A 16536-nucleotide genomic window follows, 5' to 3' on the forward strand; every position below is an offset into this window, starting at 1 on the left:
CAACTGGCTATGCTTTATTTGTTTCACTTATTTTCTGCAAATCGTTACGCCGCTGCTCATCTTCTTTAAAATAAGCAACAACATCTGCTATCCTGTCAATAGAATTCCAGCTTAGATGATGCTCAATTCCTTCCACATCATCATATATGCGCTCTTTTTCTACTCCTATTAACTCGAGGAACTCCTCTAACAGTTCGTGTCTGAAAACCAGCCGTTCTCCGATTTTCTTCCCCTTCGCCGTTAACACGAATCCCCGGTACTTTTCATAGTCTAAATATTTGTCCTTGTCCAATTTTTGTACCATTTTTGTAACAGAGGAAGGATGCACCTCTAAAGCTTCCGCAATAGATGAAACTCTGGCGTATCCTTTTGCTTCAATTAAATTATAAATAATTTCAATATAGTCTTCCATACTTGGTGTAGGCATAAAAAGCTCCTCTCTTTGCATTATCCCCAGAAAATCTGGTATTCGTTAAAGGAAGTATTGAAAGCATATTTCTCTTTCTTCAAATCCGATAAAGTTCTTCTTAAATAAATATCTTCTTTAAGCCCAGGGACTGGGCTTACCTATTCTGTAGAATAGCTTTTACGGTTAACCGGTCTATTAAAACCGTTGTGTTTATGCAGATAACTATGGTGCCTTTAATAAGAAAGTTAATTTTTTTTATCAAAGGAAACTTTTTTTCTAACTTAATCATAGCTGATTTTCCCATAAAACTCAAGTTATAATCTTTTTCCTGTAATTGTCCCCTCTCTTTTCCATTTTTACAGTATGGAATAGGAGAATGTCAAATCATTATCTACATCTTAAGACGGAGCATATTTCCTTCGTCAGATTGTTGTTGTTATTTTTGACAATTGCTAAGATTATGTCATAAGGAGGAGGAATAAAGTGGAGAAAATTATTGAGATTAGTAATTTAGCCAAGTCCTACCGTAAAAGGAAATCAAGAGAAATTATTCAAGCTGTAAAGGATGTTGATTTTAATGTTTATAAAGGAGAGATACTTGGATTGTTAGGACCAAACGGAGCAGGCAAAACAACCACTATTAAATTAATATGTGGTCTGCTGTACCCGGACAGTGGAGAGATAAAGATAAAAGGGATACCTAATACTGACAACCGTTTAGAATCGTTACAGCATATCAGTGCAGTTCTGGAAGGAAATCGTAATTTATATTGGCGGCTAACAGTCAGAGAAAATCTGGAATATTTTGCAGGAAACAGAGGCAGATCAAGAAAGGAAGTTAAAGAGGAAATTGATGAATTACTCCATATGTTCCAATTAAAAGACAAAGAAAATGAATTAGTAAACAGACTCTCACGCGGTATGCAGCAAAAATTAGCCATTGCCGTAGCTATGCTTGCTAATACGGAAGTATTACTTTTAGACGAACCGACACTTGGCCTGGATGTGCAAACAGGGCTGGAGGTCAGGGAGATACTGAAATCGATTGTTAAAAATTATCAGCGTACGATCATAATCAGCTCTCATGACATGGATGTTATCCAGGATATTTGTGATCGTACCGTGATTATTAATCAGGGGACAGTCGTTATCGATCAGCGGGTTGATGAGCTGATAAAATTATTTGAAGTCCGTTCCTACCGTTTAACCTTAAATGAACCGCTTTCCCTTGACCAGCAAAAAGCAATTTCGACACGTTTTCCGACAAATGAATATGTGGAGGATCAAGTATACAGCTATCTCACTGTACAGCTAGAGAAAAGCGAGGATATTTATCAGATTTTTCAGGTATTACAATTAAATCGCACACCAATTGATTCGATTGACCGGAAAGCAATTCGATTTGATGAAGTATTTCTAAAAATTATACAAGGAGACCACCAATATGCAATGGATTAACTTATTTCGTGCCAATCTGCGAAAGGAATACCTGGAAATGAAGCGTTATCTGCCAAATACAATTGCCCTTGTCTTAACGTTTTACTTTATCTTTTTAGGATTATTCGGGGTCATTCATTTTTTTGGAGATCCATCGACACAGGATGCTAATATCCAATTTGTTATTGTTAATTATATTTTTTGGTTTTTGGCGCTTAGTGTCATTCAAATGTTTGGTTTTGAAATTGTCAATGAAGCCATACGTGGAACGCTTGAACAATTATCTATGTCCCCGATGGGAATCTGGCGAATTTTAAGCACCAGACTGATTGCCAGTACCATTATTTACGGAATTATTATATTTGTTTTATTAATTATTACGATGCTGACTGCAGGACAATGGCTTAATATTGATATTTTATCTATTTTTCCTATCTTTGTTTTAACTGTTTTCGGGATGTATGGTGTCGGTTTAATGGTTGGTGGATTGGCAATTGTTTACAAACAGATCCAGGCATTCCTGCAGATTCTGCAATTCCTGCTGGCAGGACTTACTTTTATTCCGCTTGCAGCATCTCCACTTATGTATTTCCTGCCATTTGTCATTGGTGTTGATTTAGTCAGAGACATTATGATTGACGGACAGACATTAATAAATATCGGATGGCTCCCTCTAACAATTTTATTTATAAATGCTTTTGTCTATTTTGTCGCCGGTCTGTTGTTCTTTAATTACTGTGAACGCATGGCTATGAAAAAAGGATTGCTTGGTCAATATTAGCACAAAAAAAGGAGAGCAGTTCAATCAGAACCGCTCTCCTTCTCACTTTACAATCCACATTTCAATTGTGCACCGCAGCTGGTACAAGTATTACAGCCGCCAATGTCTTCCACGCTTCCCTCCCGGCAGACCGGGCATGTATCGCCTACTTCTGAACCGATAGTTACATTTGTTTTATCTAATTCCTGAATCGTGTCCATAAGAACAATTTTCTTATCTTTTTCTTCATCCGGGAATAATTCTGTTTGTTCTCCAACCTGATTATCTTCCGCTTTCAGGGTCAGCACCTGTGAATCTCTGCTTCCGTCAACATAGACTGTACCGCCTTTAGCGCCGCCATTATAAAGACGTCGATAAACACTCTCTACCTGATCAACGGTATAGCCCTTCGGCGCATTTACCGTTTTGGATATAGAGCTGTCCACCCAGCGCTGTATCACACATTGTGCATCAGCATGTGCTTCAGGGCTTAAATCCATTGCAGTTACAAACCAATCCGGCAAAGGCTTGTCCGCTGCTTCCGGATGCGCTTGTAAATATTCCTCTACAATATCTGCTTTTACTTCAATAAACTTCCCTAATCTGCCGCTTCTAAAGTAAGAGAATGAGAAGTATGGCTCCAGCCCTGTACTTACTCCGACCATTGTACCTGTACTTCCTGTTGGAGCTACAGTCAGCAGGTGCGAGTTTCGGATACCATGTTCCAGAATGCCCTCCTGAATATCCTCTGGCATTTTTTGCATATAACCCGTTTGGATAAAACGTTCACGTAAAGCTTTTGTTTCTTCCTCCGTTTCTCCGACTAAGAAGGGGAAGCTTCCTTTTTCTTTTGCCAGCTCAATAGAAGTCCGGTACGCTGTTGTTGCAATGATTTCAAATACCTGGTCGGCAAGCTTATTTCCTTCTTCCGAACCGTAAGCTGTCTCACAGTAAATTAATAAATCATGCAGTCCCATAACCCCTAAACCGACACGTCTTTCCCCTAATGCTTGTTTTTTATTTTCGGCCAGAAAATATGGTGTTGCATCAATAACATTGTCCTGCATTCGAACCCCAGTCTCAACTGTATCCTTTAATTTTTCTACATTTACCGTTTTTGTTCTCTTATCTGCCATTTCTGCTAAATTGACAGCAGCTAAATTACAGACAGAAAACGGTGCCAGCGGCTGCTCACCACAAGGGTTGGTTGCGACGACCTGTTGACCGTACGCTTTTGCATTTGTCATATCATTAGCATTATCAATAAAGAAAATGCCCGGCTCTGCTGAGTACGTTGCACAAATATTGATTAGGTTCCACAGCTCTTTTGCTTTCACTTTTCGATACACACGAACGCCATAGCCCATTTCTTCCCATTTACGGACATCTCCAACCTCGTGCCACTGTTCGTTATAAGCTTTCATTTCTTCTGTTGTATAATTCTCTACATCCGGAAATCGCAGTTCATAATAATCGTCCTCTTCAACAGCTTCCATAAATTCTTTGGTAATGCAAACAGAAATATTAGCACCTGTCAGGAAATCTGGGTTATGAACCGAATAAGTTCCTCCATCACGCAGCTGGTCATTGGCCTTTTTCATTGCTGCATCCGTAAATCCTCCTTGACCAGGTATTGCTTTATAATTGACAATCCCTTGATATAAATCAAATTCGGTTTCAGTCAGCGGCGTAAATTTTAATTTTTCTTTTGCCAGCTGCTTAATTTGTTCGTCGTCCGTATTTTCTATTAAATAACGTAATATACGCGGATTTTGCATCTTAGAAATAATAAATTCAATAATATCCGGGTGAGAATCAACAAGCATAATCATTTGCGCACCTCGTCTGGAGCCGCCTTGTTCCACCAGATTTGTCAATTTAGCAATATCATCCAGCCAGGAAACACTGCCGGATGATTTTCCGTTAACGCCTCTAGCCAATGTGTTACGCGGTCTTAACGTGGAGCCATTTGTACCGACACCGCCGCCTCGTGACATTATCTCCATCACCTGCTTACGATGATCCGAAATTCCTTCGCGGGAATCTTTTACAAAAGGCATAACGTAGCAATTAAAATATGTTACATCTGTTTCAGCTCCTGCGCCATAAAGCACGCGCCCTGCAGGAATAAAGTTCATGGAAGCTAATTGCTTGTAAAATGCTTCAAAGGATGCAGCCTTTCTTTCTTCCGTTTCTTCAACCTCTGAAAGCCCAGTTGCATTTCTTTTGGCAATTTGTTCATAATAAATTTCCAAAGGCTTCTCGATAACATCAAGAGAACGCGTAATAATACCGCTTTCCCGCTCTTCTTCCTTATCTAATACACCAATATAATCTGATTCGACAGCCACTTTCGCCTTGTTTTCTTTCCAATTAATATCTATAATAAACCCTAGGCCCCGTGCCGGGAATTTAGGATCTGCTTTTACAGTCAGAACGACAAAATCGCCGTTTTTTAACGTTTTTTTCTCCATATCTTTAAAAGCATATCGATCCAGCATTACCAGCCTGGACACACCTTGATGTGTAATATGCATTTCCTCTGTAATTGAGTGTACTGCTTCGAATTTTTTTATATCTTCATTAAGCGCATCTATATTAATCTGTCTTAATGATTCCAAATGGATAGTCAATGTTATCGCTCCTTGTCATCTTACGATTAATTAATTATTAGTTTATCATATCCACTGCCCAAAATACAATATATAGTATCCATTTCATTATTTCGACACAATATATAGTTAATTATCAGAATAGCAAGTAATTCCCATTAAAATATTGGCTATTTTTTTATTCCCTTAAAATGGATGGGGAAACCTCTCCTTTATTAAAAATAACATCTGAAATTTGAAAGAAGACTATTTTTTTATAATAAATAGGGGTTTCACAAATAAAAACTTTGAAAAATAAAATCCCTGCCCATATAATGAATATGTAGAATATAAAGATAGACGGGGGAAACAAAATGACATTTTTACTTATTGCTTTAGTTGTTCTGCTTGCGGTTTCTATTTTTCGCTTTTATAGACAACGCACTTATCTAAATGGATTGACAGAAGAACAATTTCGAGAAGGATATCGTAAAGCACAGTTAATTGATGTTCGTGAACCGCAGGAATTTGAAAGAGGTCATATCCTTGGGGCGCGTAATATTCCGGTAACACAGATGAAGCAAAGACTTGTTGAAATGCGAAAGGACAAGCCTGTGTACCTGTATTGTCAAAATAGCAGTCGTTCCGCAAGAGCTGCGCAGCTGTTGCACAAAAAAGGATTTAAGGATATTTATCAGCTGAAAGGCGGATTTAAAAAATGGACTGGTAAGATTAAAACAAAAAAATAATCTTTTCTGGTTATCGCCATTGAAATGCATATTTAACGTTAAAAGCTGATTCAGAGCAAAAATTACTCTGAATCAGCTTTTATTATCTGTTATTTATGATATTTCCCCTTCTTCATATCGAAGTATCGGCTTACGAGCAGCTGTAGCTTCATCCATCCGTTTTACAATTGTATTGTGCGGAGCTTCCTGAACAATTTCCGGATTTTCTTCTACTTCCTTTGCAATATGAATCATGGTATCAATAAAGGAATCCAATGTTTCTTTAGACTCTGTTTCAGTCGGTTCGATCATCATTCCCTCTTCCACATTTAGCGGGAAATAAATTGTCGGCGGATGAAAATCAAAATCTAACAGTCTTTTTGCCATATCTAATGTCCGGACACCCAGTTTTTTCTGAATACTCCCTGATAGTACAAATTCATGCTTACAATGCTGCGGATACGGCATTTGAAATGCTTTTTCCAGTTTGCGCATCATATAATTCGCATTTAACACAGCATATTCACTGACTTTTTTCAGGCCTTCTGCACCCATCGTCCGAATATACGTATACGCACGTAAATTAATACCGAAATTCCCATAGAACGGTTTGACACGGCCAATGGATTTTGGTATGTCATAATCCAAGCTGAAAGTACCGTTGTCTTTAATAATCAATGGTTTTGGCAGATAAGCGGCAAGCTCCTCACTGACCCCAACAGGTCCTGAACCCGGTCCTCCGCCGCCATGTGGTCCTGTAAATGTTTTATGAAGGTTTAAATGAACCGCATCAAATCCCATATCTCCAGGTCTTACATAGCCCATAATCGCATTTAAATTGGCCCCGTCATAATAGAGCTTTCCACCGGCTTCATGAACAATGGACGCCATCTCTAAGATATCTTTTTCAAATAAACCTAATGTATTAGGATTGGTAAGCATTAATGCAGCTGTATCTTCCCCGACAACACGCCGCAAATCATCGAGATCCACGAGACCCTCTTCATTTGATTTAACTGTCACAGCTTCAAATCCAGCCACTGCTGCGGATGCCGGATTTGTTCCATGGGCCGAGTCCGGCACAATTACTTTTGTCCGGTGATGGTCTCCATTTGCTTCATGAAATGCCCGGATCATCATTAATGCTGTCCATTCTCCCTGTGCGCCGGCAGCTGACTGCAGAGAGACCTCATGCATGCCTGTAATTTCTTTTAAAGATTCCTGTAAATCGTAAAGCATTTCTAAAGCACCCTGTACTGTCCCCGGGTCCTGATATGGATGAATATGACTGAACCCTTCTAGACGAGCAATATCTTCATTGATTTTCGGGTTATACTTCATCGTACACGATCCAAGCGGATAAAATCCGGAATCCACACCATAATTGCGGGATGCAAGTCCAGTATAATGACGGATAATATCTAATTCACTTACTTCTGGAAGCTTTGGCGGCTCTTTACGAATATAAACATCTCCTAACTCCGCTTCCAGATCAAAGGATTCAATTTCTAACTCCGGCAAGCTGTAGCTTGTTCTACCTTCTTTACTACGTTCAAATAATAATGGAAAATTTTTATCAGACATGCATATCCCCCAATTCTTTCACAAGTTGATCAATTTCTTGTTTTGTACGAATTTCTGTCACAGCCACGAGCATCTGACCTTGATATGCCGGGTCAATCTTCCCTAAGTCGAAGCCGCCAAGAATACCTTTTTCAAGCAAAGCAGCATTCACTTTTGTAATATCCTGGTCCAGCTGAATAACAAATTCATTGAAGAAAGAACCTTCATAAACAACTGGTATACCGTTTTTTATAAATTTCTTTTTCGCATAACGGGCCTTCTGCATATTCATTTCAGCCATTTTCCGTATACCGTGCTTACCGATAGAACTCATTGCAACAGAACTCGCTAAAGCATTCAGTGCTTGATTGGAGCATATATTTGATGTCGCTTTATCACGGCGGATATGCTGCTCACGTGCCTGCAGTGTCAACACATAGCCTCTTACATCATTTTCATCATTTGTCTGGCCTACTAAACGCCCGGGAACTTTTCGCATTAATTTCTTTGTTGTTGCAAAGTAGCCGCAATGCGGTCCGCCGAATTGCGCTGGAATTCCAAACACTTGCGTATCACCGGTTACAATATCTGCTCCAAATTCTCCAGGAGGAGTCAGGTACCCTAAAGCAAGCGGGTTACTGGAAACAATAAGCATTGTTTTCTTTTGGTTTTCTAACAGCTTTTGAATAGCATCCATCGGCTCAATCTGTCCAAAAAAGTTGGGATATTGAACAACAACACCTGCTATCTCATCATCAAGCTTTTCCTCTAAATGAATGAGATCTGTTTTTCCGTTATTTAATTTTATCGGGATAATTTCAATTTCCTGTCCTTTGGCATATGTTTGAATAACCTGCTGATATTCAGGATGTACAGCATCTGAAACCAATACTTTCTTTCTCTTCGTCTGGGCTGCACTTAAATTAACTGCCTCTGCTAAAGCTGTTCCCCCGTCATACATAGAGGAATTCGCAACTGGTAAGCCTGTCAGCTCAGATATCATTGTCTGAAATTCAAAGATAGCCTGCAATTCTCCTTGAGAGATTTCTGGCTGATAAGGCGTATATGCTGTGTAGAATTCAGATTTAGAAATCACATGATCGACTATGGACGGAATATAATGATCGTATACACCGGCTCCAAGAAATGATACAACTTCCTTGGTACATATATTTTTATTTGCCAATGCTGTCAGTTCTTTCGTTAATGCATATTCATTAATGGGCTGCTTTAAATCCAGTTCTTTTTGTAAACGGACACCTGCTGGAATATCAGCAAACAGCTCATCTGTATCCTCTATCCCTATTGCCTTCATCATTTCTTGTTTATCTTCACTTGTCATCGGTAAGTAACGAAACTCCATCTTTTCTCCCCCTTATTTATTACGCTGGTAAACGATTATCTACGGTAAAATGGTGTTTTGACCACCTTTGCTTTTAAACGGCGCTTCCTCACCTGAACCTCCAGCCCCGTCCCAATTTCCGCAAATTCAGTTTTGATCAATGCTAAGCCGAGATTTTTATTTAAGGTCGGTGATTGTGTACCTGATGTAACAAAACCAATTTCTGTATCGTCCTGATATACAGAATAGCCATGTCGCGGAATACCTTTATCAACCATTTCGATTCCCATAAGCTTTCTCTCCAAACCCGCCTCTGCTTGTTTTTTCAGAGCTTCTTTACCAGTGAATTCAGCCTCTTTGTTCAGCTTAACAGCAAATCCTAATCCCGCTTCCAACGGCGAAATATCAGCTGACAGCTCCTGACCATATAAAGCAAGGCCTGCTTCAAATCGCAACGTGTCCCGTGCCCCTAATCCGATGGGTTCGATTCCTTCCTCTTTTCCTTTTTCAAGGAGGAGTTTCCACAGATCTTTTCCATTTCGTGAATCAAGATATATTTCAAAGCCATCCTCGCCTGTATAGCCCGTTCTGGAGATTAAAGCTTCTCCAGCTATCCCTTCAATAGCAACACCTTTTTTAAATCGGAAAAAGGATATGTCGCTCAGCGGTTCTTTTACAACCTTCTGTAAAACTTGCTCTGCTTTTGGTCCCTGCAAAGCTAATTGTGCATAATTTTCCGAAATATTATCCAAAGTAACATCAGGGTTAGAATTATTTTGTTTCAGTAACCACTCAAAATCTTTCTCTGTATTGGCGGCATTCACAACAAGCAGGTATTCATTTTCATCAAGCATATAAACAATTAAATCATCTACCGTCCCACCATCCTCATAGCACATAATCGTATATTGCGCTTTATTTGGGACAAGCTTTGTAATATCGTTTGACAGCGCAGCCTGTAAAAAGTGAGCACTTTCCGGGCCGCTTACTAAAATTTCTCCCATATGGGATACATCAAACAGACCGGCTTTTGTCCGGACAGCTTCATGCTCCTCTTTTATACTTGAAAATTGAACCGGGAGATCCCATCCCCCGAAATCAATCGTCTTGGCAACTTTCTCATAAGCCGGGAAGATTGGAGTACGCTTTAATTCACTCATCTAATTCTCTCCTTTTTTAAGATTGGTTAAAGTGCTGATGAAATAAAAAAATACATTTTTGCATAAAAATAGAGACTCCTCCTAAAAGAAGTCTCTGTCCTCAAACCAGAAAGTTGCATATTCACACTTAACATAAAATTCATTTTTGCAATGAATGAATTAGACTGTCAGCACCACCTTACTCTCCTCAACCATGCTTATTGGCACAGGATAACAAAATGCTTTTACAGACTGGTAAAATGTGAATACTTGCTTCGTGGGTGGCTGATAAGCTTTTAGAGAAAAAACATCTCTCCCTGTTACTTATAAACACTCTCCAGAGTTGCGTCCTACAAGAGTCTTTTTGCCTGAGAGATTCGCTCTTAACTTGCTCCTTCGGCGTTACATTAATTGTAAGCTCTCCCCTTGTGTTCATCCGCTGATTTAATATATTGATGTTGGTTATACTATGTATATGTTAGCAGGAAAATCTATTTGACCAAAGTATATCATATCTCTTCGAAAAAGTAATTGAAAAAACCATATTTTATTGAGAGGGAGTGAATCAAATATATGGATTCTATTCAAATTCGGCAAGATAATCAATTTATAAATGACTTAGAATCAGCTTTTCGTGATGAAAACGATTTAACAAATTGGGAGCTTTTTCGTATGGCGTACCAGGCTGTAAATGTAACGAAAAGACCGTCATTCAAAGGGTTACAAGCACTGGAATATTTACCTCATCTGGATATTCTGGATCACCAGCTGCAAACAGCTGAGCAGGTTCTGGAATCCATGCATGGGCGTGCTATTTTAGCAGACGAAGTAGGACTCGGAAAAACCATTGAAGCAGGTCTGATTCTAAAAGAGTATATGGTGAGAGGTCTAGTAAAAAAAGCATTAATTCTTGTTCCTGCTTCTCTCGTTAATCAATGGGAAAAAGAATTAAACGATAAATTTCTAATTCCGGCCATTGCCTACCGGAAAAATTACAGCTGGGAGGACAATCCAATTGTCATATCCTCTATTGATTCAGCAAAGCGGTTCCCTCATCGGGAAGCTATCTTAAACCTGGATTATGATTTTATTCTGGTAGACGAAGCGCATAAATTAAAAAATGAACAGACGAAAAACTATCAATTTGTACATGAATTAAAGAAAAAATATTGTCTCTTATTAACTGCCACTCCAGTGCAGAATAAACTATTAGAATTATTTAACCTTGTCAGTCTCTTAAAGCCGGGACATTTAGGAAATTATAAAACCTTCACTGAGAAATACGGGAAAGACCGAAAAAAAATGGAACAGGATCCTTATCTGAAGAAACTTGTTCAGCAGGTGATGGTACGTAATACAAGAAAAGATACAACCTTAAATAATTCAAAGAGAAAAATACACACTATTTGGACGTCTCTTCCAGAGAACTATGAGAAGGTTTATCAACAACTTATAGAATTGTCCTTTGGAATGGCATCATTTGCTAAAATCACTTACTTACGTGAATTCTGTTCCTCGAGAGAAGCTTGTTTTACTTCCCTGATGAAATTAGGAGCTCATGAAAATCATACAGCTATTCAAGATGTGATAGAAAATATTGAACAGCTCGATCAGCATCCAAAAGCAGAGAAGCTGGTTGAACAGATTAAATCACTGAATGGTGAAAAAGTTATTGTTTTTACAGAATATCGTGCTACTCAATATTATCTGCAATGGTATCTCCAGCAGCATGGTATCTCATCCGTTCCTTTCCGTGGAGGCTTTAAAAGAGGAAAAAAAGATTGGATGAAGCAATTATTTAAAGACCATGCGCAGGTTCTTATTGCTACAGAAGCTGGCGGTGAAGGAATTAACCTGCAATTTTGCCATCATTTGATTAACTATGATTTACCCTGGAATCCGATGCGGCTGGAGCAGCGGATTGGCCGTATTCACCGTTTTGGCCAAGAATCGGATGTGCATATTTATAATATTGTTACGAAACAGACCATTGAAGAGCATATCCTGTCCATGCTTTACGAAAAAATTCATTTGTTTGAGAATGTTATTGGTAATTTAGATGCCATTTTAGCAGAGTTAAAAGTAGATAGTATGGAAAAGGAAATAGAATCCATCTATCAGGAATCCACTTCAGCCGGAGAGGTACGTATTAAGCTCGATAACCTTACATCCGTGATTGAGCAGGCAAACTTCGAAATTCAGAATAATGAGGAGCAATATAAAGATGGAACAGCAAATTGATTTATCAGATTTTCTCGTCAATTACTTTGAAACAAAGCAGTGTACCATACTTTCTAAGAATGAGGGGCAAATCCACATCCAGCTGAACGAAGAGATGGACAGAGAATTAATGAACCGTCCCTTCTACTGGCATTATATAAAAAAAATGGGACGGGAAGGAGAACCTCAAAAGCTTCGTCTGATTACAGACAAAGAAAAATCAAATGAGCCTGGGGAATGGATTCACTTTGGCAGTCCCAGACTTCATCAAATTATGAATAAACTAATAGAAAAGGAACGCTATACAAGATTATTCGAAAAGATTCAGGTATCAGAAAACACACCGCTATATCCTTGGCTTGTGATTAATATAAAAATCAGCTATCAGGGGGCCCGTCATAAGGATGAGGTGTTTTCTGTCGGTCTGCAGCTGCTTCATGGTCATATGGCTTTAAATATGATGGATTCTCTGGAGGAAATAGCGCTTGAAAGATCAATATCAGATTATTGCTATACGCTGTCTCCAATGATAAATCCCAAAAGCGGCTTTATCCGTATTCAGAATCTCCTGCTGCAGCACGTACAAAACCAGGATAATTCCTGGGCTGCTGAGTCTATAAAACAACTGGAAACAGATAAAGCGACATTAAAGCATTTCTACGAGAACGAACTTGATCATCCAAAGTATTTAGAAGAATTAGAGGCACTGGAAAAGCGATTTAAACCAAAAGTTATTTTTCAAGTTATTAATGGAGGGATTTTTTATTTAACGAAAGCAATGATGGACTAAGATAAGTGCATACCATTCTAGTCGAAAGAGAAAATTAAAAAAGATTCTTTCTATATTTACTGAAAATAGAAAGAATCTTTTTGTCTTAACCTACGATTTCTGAAATAATGGTTGCAATGGAGAAGAACCCAAAAACAACGGCAGTTAGAGCAGAGAATAACAGTGCCAGTATATTTTTAAATTTTAACTGACGAATCACGGATACGACTGCTAATAGTGCAACTAGTAAAAATAAAATTCCTAAAACAATATGACCCATCCGAAATTTTCCTCCTTTTCAGCGTAACTATACTTGTGTAAAAAGCCAGTATTTTATACTATGTAATTATCGTTAAACTATTTATATTTTATAGTATTTCCAAGTGTTTGTCGAGTTATTATAAAGCGAAACTTCTTTCAGTGTGAGTTTTCACTCTTCTCCTACTGATAAATAAGGAACATAAGCTGACGTCTTCGTATCCTGAGACTGCGGTTACTCGCCCCCATCGAAGAGCTTTTGCGAGAATATTTGTGCGACCAGCATTGTATTGACCTGAACAATTCAGGAAGTTAGCGGCCGTTATCTCCTGCCCAAATAGATTTATTTTTCTCTTTTTGAAGGCGGAAGTTTCACAGACGGTTACACCATGATAAAAGAATGGAGAGATGGATATGGAAATTATCGCAATGCCGGTAGGTTTAGTCCAGGCAAATTGCTATATCGTTTACAAAAAAGAAGAAAAAGATGCTTTAATTATTGATCCTGGTGGAGAACCGGAGAAAATAATTGAAGCTTTTGAAAAGAATAAGCTGAATGTGAAAGCAATCTTACTGACTCATGCTCATTTCGATCATATTGGCGGTTTGAACAGTGTCCAAAAGTATACCAATGCACCAGTGTATCTTCATAAAGCAGAGTGGTCCTGGCTTGGTGAACCAAGATTGAATGGGTCAGCTAAATTAATGGGACAGCCTATTACTGCTCAAGTGGCTGATAAAGAACTGACGGAGGGAACCTTAGAAGTCGGCGGTTTCACTATTAAAACATTACATACACCGGGCCATTCGCCTGGAAGCATCAGTTTTGTTTTTTCTAACGAGAATTTTGCTGTTTGTGGTGATGTATTATTCCAGCAGGGAATCGGCAGAACTGATTTAGTAGACGGAAATATAAACACCCTGGAAAACTCGATAAAAGAGAAGTTGTATCTTTTGCCGGATGATTTAACCATTCTTCCAGGCCACGGGCCGGCAACAACAATAGGCTATGAAAAGAAGAACAATCCTTTTTTCCCAGCTTAGAAAATCATAATTGGTTCGAAATAGATAAAACAGCGAAAAAGACCATCTGCATAAAATACAGAAGGTCTTTTTCGCTGTTTTTAATGTCCAAATCCAGGTACAAGGATAAACTCAGAATACCAAGTATATCCAACAATAAATACCGTACAATATGCACCAAATAAGTACATGTACATACGTTCAGACAGCTTTAAATAACTCAGTGTAAGGAAAAACGCCGTTTGAACAAGGAATAATAGTGCAGTATTCAGCATGTCACCTACATAAAACATAACTGTAAAAATACCTGTCCAAAAGGCAAGAACACGAAACATGCGGTCCATGTCTTCCCCCTCCTTTATAGGTAACGTTCTCATAGTTATTATATACGAGCCGGATAGGATTGTAAACGATTCTTATATAGTTTGCCCCTGTATAAGGTATTTTATTTAAAAGTAATGATAAATCCTCTCAATTACTGTTAAGGAGCATATTGGGCAAATTGATAAATATGCTCGCTTCCAGTTTGTTTTATTGCATAGATGATATATATACTTTCATTCGTTTCAGCCTGAAAAGTTACTTTAACTTCTCCATGCGGGAATTTATAACTCGTTTCATATGGTAAAGAAATCTCCTGTATATCTATTTCCCCACCGACTTTTTTGTAAGCCATTTGAAAAAGTGTCTCCACTTCTATATCAGATAACTGATTGTCAGCTACTACTTTTGCTGTCTGATATTGGTAAAGAAGAAAATGTAAACAAAGAAATACAATAAGAATAACCCAGACGGCATGAAATAATAAAAATCCTTGCTGATTATGGATAAGTGTATAGTATCTTTTCATAAAATTCCCCTGATTCCATAGTAATTGTTAAAAAAATAGCGTTTGATTGTTCTTCAAAAACAACATTAGAAACCTGGTGAAGATATATTTCATGACCTTGCCCGTTTATCTGTCTGCGAATGGAGTTGTTATACTGGCTGAAACGGGCTGTTTTCTCGATGTTATCACTTTGATCAATAAACCGGATATACAATTGATTGTCAGCTATATGAGCGGAGGTAGAAGAGATAATATCATTGCGTAATTGCGTAAACAACTGCTGTATCGATAAGGACTCTGTATAGGTTTGCTTTATTTGAAGTGTAGATAAAGCATAGTATACAAAAGGAAGTGTTAATACTAAGATTGTCATTGCAATTAACATCGAAATAAGAGTGAAGCCATGGGCGCTACTCCAAAATTGCATAAAGGCATTTTTCCTCTGTCTGTTGTTTTGCATTAGTCCATTCTGCACATCCTTTCAAGTATTCCCCCTCCAACGCAAAAGAGAACTCTGCAGGTGTACGGTAAGGAATGATTGTATATTTACCCGGATAAGTTCCCATTCCAACCAGGGCTCCTTGCAATTCATCATGTAATTTACTTGTAATTTTTAACCTTTCTATATTATTGTACTGTTCTTTAGCGAGTAAGGAGAGCAGCGGCAATAGAATAGTGAGCATAGAAAATAAAAGTAATGATGCTATCAAGGTTTCAAATAATGTAAATCCTTTATCTTTCTTCAACATAAAATCTGCCTTTCCCAAACGGAAATACAATCCGGTAGCGTTCTTCCCCAAAGCTGATTAGAATGGATTGCGGGTTCTTAATAACACCGCCGACGGAGAATTCAATATCCTTCGGGAAAGGTGTGTCCAAAGAAAACAGTGGTGGATACTCCCGTCTGATTTCAGTAGAATAGTTAAACAATATGCTATAGTTATCAGGGTAAAACCTTAAAATATATGATTTGCCGCTTTCCTGTGTACTCCTCTTATTCTGAATATAAAGCACGTCCATTTCTAATGTATCAAGAAAATGCCGGCTCTCCAATTTGTCAATCTGTTCTATCTGGTGTTTAGGAATGAGTAAAAGGATGACTGACAAGATGGATAATGCAAATAATGTTTCAATAAGCGTAAAACCACGCTCAGTTTGAAGCATTTACCACACCATTAGAAATGGAAAGCTTATTTCCATTTGAGCAGGTCCTCTGGTCCTCAGTTATATAATCAGCACTCTCCAGCTGATCAAGACTTGATGGCATATTACCAGTATCAATTTGATAAGCATCTACCTGGGCCTGCACCACAGAAATTAATGCAGCACAACCTTTTGAATGGACATCCCCTGTCTTCTTCCCCAGATTCGGTATAATTAAGATCATGATTATAGAGATTACCATCAAGACAATTAACATTTCTATCAGTGTGAAACCCTTTTCACTTTTTAACATAAAAAAGCTCCT

General features: G+C 38.3%; 18 protein-coding genes and 1 riboswitch. Of the genes, 6 read left to right on the forward strand and 12 right to left on the reverse strand.

The window, feature by feature from the left end; all coding sequences use genetic code 11:
- Positions 1–7: 7 nt before the first annotated feature.
- A complete protein-coding gene (gene mntR, locus MKY30_RS20085) occupies positions 8–427 on the reverse strand; it encodes a transcriptional regulator MntR (protein WP_147210389.1) in 420 nt (139 codons plus the stop codon).
- A 465-nt stretch (positions 428–892) separates the two neighbouring features.
- Here mntR and MKY30_RS20090 point away from each other — a divergent pair, with 465 nt between their 5' ends.
- Both MKY30_RS20090 and MKY30_RS20095 read left to right on the forward strand, forming a co-directional pair.
- The gene (locus tag MKY30_RS20090) at positions 893–1867 is read left to right on the forward strand and encodes an ATP-binding cassette domain-containing protein (protein ID WP_156987615.1); all 975 of its coding nucleotides are present in this window, start codon (positions 893–895) and stop codon (positions 1865–1867) included.
- The gene (locus MKY30_RS20095) at positions 1854–2627 is read left to right on the forward strand and encodes an ABC transporter permease (RefSeq protein ID WP_147210387.1); all 774 of its coding nucleotides are present in this window, start codon (positions 1854–1856) and stop codon (positions 2625–2627) included. Before MKY30_RS20090 ends, MKY30_RS20095 begins: the two co-directional genes overlap by 14 nt.
- A 47-nt stretch (positions 2628–2674) precedes the next feature.
- Here MKY30_RS20095 and MKY30_RS20100 read toward each other — a convergent pair whose 3' ends face one another.
- Positions 2675–5239: a vitamin B12-dependent ribonucleotide reductase gene (locus MKY30_RS20100; protein WP_341085187.1), complete on the reverse strand. Its 2565-nt coding sequence runs from the start codon at positions 5237–5239 to the stop codon at positions 2675–2677.
- A gap of 332 nt (positions 5240–5571) precedes the next feature.
- Here MKY30_RS20100 and MKY30_RS20105 point away from each other — a divergent pair, with 332 nt between their 5' ends.
- Positions 5572–5946 carry a rhodanese-like domain-containing protein gene (locus tag MKY30_RS20105; protein WP_147210385.1) on the forward strand — a complete coding sequence of 125 codons (375 nt, stop codon included), beginning with the start codon at positions 5572–5574 and terminating at the stop codon, positions 5944–5946.
- Between the two features lie 93 nt (positions 5947–6039).
- Here MKY30_RS20105 and gcvPB read toward each other — a convergent pair whose 3' ends face one another.
- From gcvPB to gcvT, 3 genes are read right to left on the reverse strand one after another with little or no spacing between them, the layout of a single operon-like run.
- Positions 6040–7509, reverse strand: coding sequence for an aminomethyl-transferring glycine dehydrogenase subunit GcvPB (gene gcvPB / locus MKY30_RS20110; RefSeq protein ID WP_147210384.1), 1470 nt, complete (start codon positions 7507–7509; stop codon positions 6040–6042).
- Positions 7502–8851, reverse strand: coding sequence for an aminomethyl-transferring glycine dehydrogenase subunit GcvPA (gene gcvPA / locus MKY30_RS20115; protein ID WP_339282318.1), 1350 nt, complete (start codon positions 8849–8851; stop codon positions 7502–7504). Before gcvPA ends, gcvPB begins: the two co-directional genes overlap by 8 nt.
- 35 nt (positions 8852–8886) lie before the next feature.
- Positions 8887–9990 (reverse strand): glycine cleavage system aminomethyltransferase GcvT, encoded by a 1104-nt coding sequence (gene gcvT / locus MKY30_RS20120; protein WP_156987621.1) that lies wholly within the window; start codon positions 9988–9990, stop codon positions 8887–8889.
- A 325-nt stretch (positions 9991–10315) separates the two neighbouring features.
- A riboswitch (glycine riboswitch) is annotated at positions 10316–10405 on the reverse strand.
- A 137-nt stretch (positions 10406–10542) separates the two neighbouring features.
- Here gcvT and MKY30_RS20125 point away from each other — a divergent pair.
- The gene (locus MKY30_RS20125; protein ID WP_341085188.1) at positions 10543–12210 is read left to right on the forward strand and encodes a DEAD/DEAH box helicase; all 1668 of its coding nucleotides are present in this window, start codon (positions 10543–10545) and stop codon (positions 12208–12210) included.
- Positions 12194–12979 carry a YqhG family protein gene (locus tag MKY30_RS20130; RefSeq protein ID WP_147210380.1) on the forward strand — a complete coding sequence of 262 codons (786 nt, stop codon included), beginning with the start codon at positions 12194–12196 and terminating at the stop codon, positions 12977–12979. Before MKY30_RS20125 ends, MKY30_RS20130 begins: the two co-directional genes overlap by 17 nt.
- 85 nt (positions 12980–13064) lie before the next feature.
- On the opposite strand, the gene MKY30_RS20135 is transcribed toward MKY30_RS20130, so the two are convergent.
- On the reverse strand, positions 13065–13238 hold the full coding sequence (locus MKY30_RS20135) for a DUF2759 family protein (RefSeq protein ID WP_147210379.1): 174 nt from the start codon (positions 13236–13238) through the stop codon (positions 13065–13067).
- A 392-nt stretch (positions 13239–13630) separates the two neighbouring features.
- On the opposite strand from MKY30_RS20135, the gene MKY30_RS20140 reads away from it, so the two are divergent.
- A complete protein-coding gene (locus MKY30_RS20140) occupies positions 13631–14260 on the forward strand; it encodes an MBL fold metallo-hydrolase (RefSeq protein WP_147210378.1) in 630 nt (209 codons plus the stop codon).
- Positions 14261–14340: 80 nt separating this feature from the next.
- Here the strand turns inward: MKY30_RS20140 and MKY30_RS20145 are convergent, their stop codons facing one another.
- The 6 genes from MKY30_RS20145 to comGC form a co-directional block, all read right to left on the reverse strand.
- Positions 14341–14583 carry a DUF2626 domain-containing protein gene (locus MKY30_RS20145; protein WP_040985302.1) on the reverse strand — a complete coding sequence of 81 codons (243 nt, stop codon included), beginning with the start codon at positions 14581–14583 and terminating at the stop codon, positions 14341–14343.
- Positions 14584–14720: 137 nt separating this feature from the next.
- Entirely contained in the window at positions 14721–15089 is a 369-nt protein-coding gene (locus tag MKY30_RS20150; protein ID WP_341085189.1) for a hypothetical protein, read from the reverse strand.
- Positions 15061–15495, reverse strand: a complete 435-nt coding sequence (comGF, locus tag MKY30_RS20155; protein ID WP_186813628.1) for a competence type IV pilus minor pilin ComGF — start codon at positions 15493–15495, stop codon at positions 15061–15063. The genes MKY30_RS20150 and comGF overlap by 29 nt, the downstream gene beginning before the upstream one ends.
- Positions 15479–15817: a hypothetical protein gene (locus tag MKY30_RS20160; protein WP_147210376.1), complete on the reverse strand. Its 339-nt coding sequence runs from the start codon at positions 15815–15817 to the stop codon at positions 15479–15481. Before MKY30_RS20160 ends, comGF begins: the two co-directional genes overlap by 17 nt.
- Positions 15801–16232 carry a competence type IV pilus minor pilin ComGD gene (gene comGD, locus MKY30_RS20165; RefSeq protein WP_147210375.1) on the reverse strand — a complete coding sequence of 144 codons (432 nt, stop codon included), beginning with the start codon at positions 16230–16232 and terminating at the stop codon, positions 15801–15803. Before comGD ends, MKY30_RS20160 begins: the two co-directional genes overlap by 17 nt.
- A complete protein-coding gene (gene comGC / locus MKY30_RS20170) occupies positions 16219–16524 on the reverse strand; it encodes a competence type IV pilus major pilin ComGC (protein WP_147210374.1) in 306 nt (101 codons plus the stop codon). The genes comGD and comGC overlap by 14 nt, the downstream gene beginning before the upstream one ends.
- Positions 16525–16536: the final 12 nt, after the last annotated feature.

The organism is Oceanobacillus sp. FSL W8-0428 (assembly GCF_038004405.1).
GTDB lineage: Bacteria > Bacillota > Bacilli > Bacillales > Amphibacillaceae > Oceanobacillus > Oceanobacillus sojae.

Bases quoted from the DNA above. Each gene is read 5' to 3' on its own strand.
- mntR (WP_147210389.1), bottom strand. From the start codon at position 427: ATGCCTACACCAAGTATGGAAGACTATATTGAAATTATTTATAATTTA.
- MKY30_RS20095 (WP_147210387.1), top strand. From the start codon at position 1,854: ATGCAATGGATTAACTTATTTCGTGCCAATCTGCGAAAGGAATACCTG.
- MKY30_RS20105 (WP_147210385.1), top strand. From the start codon at position 5,572: ATGACATTTTTACTTATTGCTTTAGTTGTTCTGCTTGCGGTTTCTATT.
- gcvPB (WP_147210384.1), bottom strand. From the start codon at position 7,509: ATGTCTGATAAAAATTTTCCATTATTATTTGAACGTAGTAAAGAAGGT.
- gcvPA (WP_339282318.1), bottom strand. From the start codon at position 8,851: ATGGAGTTTCGTTACTTACCGATGACAAGTGAAGATAAACAAGAAATG.
- gcvT (WP_156987621.1), bottom strand. From the start codon at position 9,990: ATGAGTGAATTAAAGCGTACTCCAATCTTCCCGGCTTATGAGAAAGTT.
- MKY30_RS20125 (WP_341085188.1), top strand. From the start codon at position 10,543: ATGGATTCTATTCAAATTCGGCAAGATAATCAATTTATAAATGACTTA.
- MKY30_RS20130 (WP_147210380.1), top strand. From the start codon at position 12,194: ATGGAACAGCAAATTGATTTATCAGATTTTCTCGTCAATTACTTTGAA.
- MKY30_RS20135 (WP_147210379.1), bottom strand. From the start codon at position 13,238: ATGGGTCATATTGTTTTAGGAATTTTATTTTTACTAGTTGCACTATTA.
- MKY30_RS20140 (WP_147210378.1), top strand. From the start codon at position 13,631: ATGGAAATTATCGCAATGCCGGTAGGTTTAGTCCAGGCAAATTGCTAT.
- MKY30_RS20145 (WP_040985302.1), bottom strand. From the start codon at position 14,583: ATGGACCGCATGTTTCGTGTTCTTGCCTTTTGGACAGGTATTTTTACA.
- MKY30_RS20150 (WP_341085189.1), bottom strand. From the start codon at position 15,089: ATGAAAAGATACTATACACTTATCCATAATCAGCAAGGATTTTTATTA.
- comGF (WP_186813628.1), bottom strand. From the start codon at position 15,495: ATGCAATTTTGGAGTAGCGCCCATGGCTTCACTCTTATTTCGATGTTA.
- MKY30_RS20160 (WP_147210376.1), bottom strand. From the start codon at position 15,817: ATGTTGAAGAAAGATAAAGGATTTACATTATTTGAAACCTTGATAGCA.
- comGD (WP_147210375.1), bottom strand. From the start codon at position 16,232: ATGCTTCAAACTGAGCGTGGTTTTACGCTTATTGAAACATTATTTGCA.
- comGC (WP_147210374.1), bottom strand. From the start codon at position 16,524: ATGTTAAAAAGTGAAAAGGGTTTCACACTGATAGAAATGTTAATTGTC.